This window comes from Propionivibrio sp., assembly GCF_029255185.1.
In the GTDB taxonomy this organism is placed as follows: domain Bacteria; phylum Pseudomonadota; class Gammaproteobacteria; order Burkholderiales; family Rhodocyclaceae; genus Propionivibrio.
The window spans coordinates 1-3,062 of record NZ_JAPUVO010000016.1; the positions used below are offsets into that span (position 1 = coordinate 1).

Sequence of the window (3,062 nt, forward strand, 5' to 3'; positions counted from 1 at the left end):
CTGTTCAATAGGCGACTGCATAGGCCCGTTATTCCTTTTTACGTCGTTGGCGGAACCCGACCGCCTGACCATAACCGTTCAAACCGCGCCACACATTCATCAAACCTGCGGCAAACCCCAGTATCAGCAGGAGCAAAATGCCCCACGGACTCGTGCCCAAGAACCTGTCCGCCAGCCAGCCCAGTCCTGCGCCGACCAAAATCGCCGCCGCAAATTCCGCGCCGATGCGGCTCGCCGAAAGATCAGCATCCTCGGCGGGAGCCTCGGTTTTCTGCGGCGTTTCCGTCGCCGCCTTGGCATCGCGGATACGCGCCGCCAGAGTGTCGAGAGGATCGGCGTCCAGAGCCTCGCGTTTTGGATCATCAGCCATCGCGTCAATCCTCCACCGAAACCGCGCGCAAAGTAGGGTGACAGGGCTGCGGAGTCAAGCCGGAACAGCCGCGCCGCGTCACGGCTTTTTCGTCGCGGCGTTGCGCCAAGCCTTTCTTAAGGCGGCAGCGATGACGTCGGGTTTTTCGTTTTCGCGGAAGCCTTCCAGATAACGGCCATCCGGCGCCATGAGGTAGATGCCGGTGGAATGATCCATCATATATTCGCCGTCATCGACCTCTTCGGCCTTTTTGTAATAGACCTTGTAGGCTTTGGCGACGGCGGCGATCTGCGCGGGCGTGCCGGTCAGGCCGACGGTCTTGGGATGGAACGCGGCGACATAGTCCTTGAGCTTTGCGGGCGTATCGCGGGCGGGGTCGATGGTGATGAACAGCGGCTGCACCTTGTCCGCGTCCTTGCCCAGCCTGTCGAGGGTCTGGGCCATGCTTTGCAGGCCGGTGGGGCACAAATCGGGACAAAAGGTATAGCCGAAATAAACCAGTAGATACTGCCCCTGATAATTCGCCTCGGTCACCGCCTCGCCGTCCTGATTGACCAGTGCGAACGGCCCGCCGATGTTGGAGGCTTTGGGGGCGGGCATGGCGTCATGCATCGCGCCATGATCCATCTCGTGTTCATGCGCCAGCGCGAGGGCAGGGGAGAACGGACTCAAGGCCATGGAGAAGAGGCCCAGAGCTAAAACAAGCGCGAGTCGTGAGGGCATGGTGGGGAAGAGGCTACGCATGTTTCATTTTAGGCACGATATTTCCGAAAGGCCAAGAGATTTTCCCATCTGGGGCCATCAAAACCAACGCCCCGTGACCGCCAGACATGAGGCCAAATAGACGAACGAGACGAAGAGTAGATTGACCACAAGGTAGGCGGCGGTAAACAGCCGCGATCCCTTGGCCGTAATCATCAGGAAGCTCGCGGCGACGAAGGAGACGTACAAGGCCCACGCCAAAACGTTTAACAGTAACGGATCGATGAAATGGGCGCGCGCGCTGACTTTCGGCGCGATCGTCACCAGGGCCCAGAAATTCATCGCCACCCAGAAGACGGGAAAATAGAGTAGGTTTTTGCTGACCTTGCGCCGTGCGGCATCGTCCCGCCACGGATAGAGATCGCTGAGGATAAAGAAAAGGATCGCCGCAGCCGGAAAGATCGCCAGCAGCTGTCCGGCGAAGGTGAGGATGAAATGTCCGGCGTCCTGTTCCATTTTGTCAACTTCTGGGTTTGCGTTGTGGGGGGACGAGAGAGAAAGATCATCTTATTTCTAGGCCTCAGTCGAGAACTTATTCTCTTTGAGAAGGGGGCCGTGTTATTTCCTCAAACAAGCGGCTGCTTTTAACCAAGGCGATATTGTTTTTTGCATCTACGGTTTCGTCGCAGGAATAAACGGTTTTTGACCCCTCTTTTTTGTTCACGCCGTTATTGTTTTGCTGATCGACGTAGGGGAATTTGCACAGGCCAGTTGTTTTAAAAACAAGGGTGGTCTTGTTTGGTGAAGCTATTTCAGCCACGCACGTCGAATGCGGCTCGCTGTAAGTTAAGGCGTGGCCATGTGTATGAGCGATCCCTGCTGCGGTTATGGTGCCGTAACCGGTCTCCACCTGAAAATAATATTGATCGTTGCCGAGGTTCACAAGGGTGAAGGCAAGACCTTCTCCTCCACCGACATGAAAGGATTCTCCACCATCAGGTGCGCTCGGCCACCATTCACAAGCTGCGTCTTCAAGTGGGATTTGTTTAAGGGTTGGCTTGCCATTGTCCGCAGCGTAGCTCGTATGTAATAGGACGATCATTGTCGTAATTGCCGCAATGAAGTGGCAAATCGTTTTCGTGACTTTTTTACTGCCGAGTGCCATTTTCTTTGACGCTAATTTAGCCATTTGACGAATGGCTGTGTCGGGGTGAGTTGCAGGAGAAAACTATCACCATGAGCGAGTCCCTACAACTGGCTGTCGCGGCGCATCAGGCGGGGAATCTGGCGGAGGCGGAAAGGCTGTATCGCGCCACGCTGGCGGCGGAGCCGCGCCAGCCGGACGCGTTGGCGTTGCTGGGCGTGCTGGTCAGCGGCAAGGGGGATCATGCGGCGGCGTTGGGGTTGATCGCGGAGGCTTTACGGCTCGATCCGCAGGCGGCGCTGTTCCACCTGCACCATGGCAATATCCTGATGGCGGCGGGCGAGGACGCGACGGCGGCCTTTCGTCGCGCCGTCGCTTTACAGCCGACGATGGCGGCGGCGCATTACAATCTTGGCAATGCCCTGCGCGTTGCCGGCGCTTGGGTGGAGGCGGAAGCGGCTTACGTCCAGACCCTGCGCCTCGCGCCGGAGCATGCCGAGGCGCGGAACAATCTGGCGCTGTGCCACGAGCAGGCGCGGCGGCTGGACGACGCCTTGCGGGAACTACAGGAAACCGTGGCGCGGCATGAGGGCTATGCCGAAGGCTGGCTCAACCTCTGCAACATTGCCGAAAAGACCGGCGACTACGCGCTGAGTTGTCGGGCAGGAACGAAGGCGGCGGCGTTGACGCCACAAAACGCGTCGGCATGGCTCGGCCTCGGCGTGGCGCTCAACCGGCTGGAGCGGCACGAGGAGGCGCTGGAGGCCTATCGGCGGGCGCTGGCCTGTCGGCCCGATTGGCTGGAGGCGTGGGACAATATCGGCCAGAGCTATCAGTTTCTCAACC

Annotated in this window: 5 protein-coding genes; 1 reads left to right on the plus strand and 4 read right to left on the minus strand. The window is 58.7% G+C overall.

Features of this window, described 5'->3' with window-relative positions; translation table 11 throughout:
• Positions 1–28 precede the first annotated feature (28 nt).
• The 4 genes from Q1J43_RS00190 to Q1J43_RS00205 all read right to left on the minus strand — a co-directional run bounded on the left by Q1J43_RS00190 (position 29) and on the right by Q1J43_RS00205 (position 2,261).
• The gene (locus Q1J43_RS00190; RefSeq protein WP_301100263.1) at positions 29–370 is read right to left on the minus strand and encodes an AtpZ/AtpI family protein; all 342 of its coding nucleotides are present in this window, start codon (positions 368–370) and stop codon (positions 29–31) included.
• Positions 371–448: 78 nt separating this feature from the next.
• Positions 449–1,114 (minus strand): SCO family protein, encoded by a 666-nt coding sequence (locus tag Q1J43_RS00195; RefSeq protein WP_301100264.1) that lies wholly within the window; start codon positions 1,112–1,114, stop codon positions 449–451.
• 57 nt (positions 1,115–1,171) lie between these two features.
• Positions 1,172–1,588, minus strand: coding sequence for a hypothetical protein (locus tag Q1J43_RS00200; RefSeq protein WP_301100265.1), 417 nt, complete (start codon positions 1,586–1,588; stop codon positions 1,172–1,174).
• A 76-nt stretch (positions 1,589–1,664) separates the two neighbouring features.
• Positions 1,665–2,261 (minus strand): hypothetical protein, encoded by a 597-nt coding sequence (locus tag Q1J43_RS00205; protein ID WP_301100267.1) that lies wholly within the window; start codon positions 2,259–2,261, stop codon positions 1,665–1,667.
• A gap of 47 nt (positions 2,262–2,308) precedes the next feature.
• Here Q1J43_RS00205 and Q1J43_RS00210 point away from each other — a divergent pair.
• Positions 2,309–3,062: tetratricopeptide repeat protein (locus tag Q1J43_RS00210; RefSeq protein WP_301100268.1), on the plus strand; the 754-nt coding region annotated here is incomplete at its 3' end.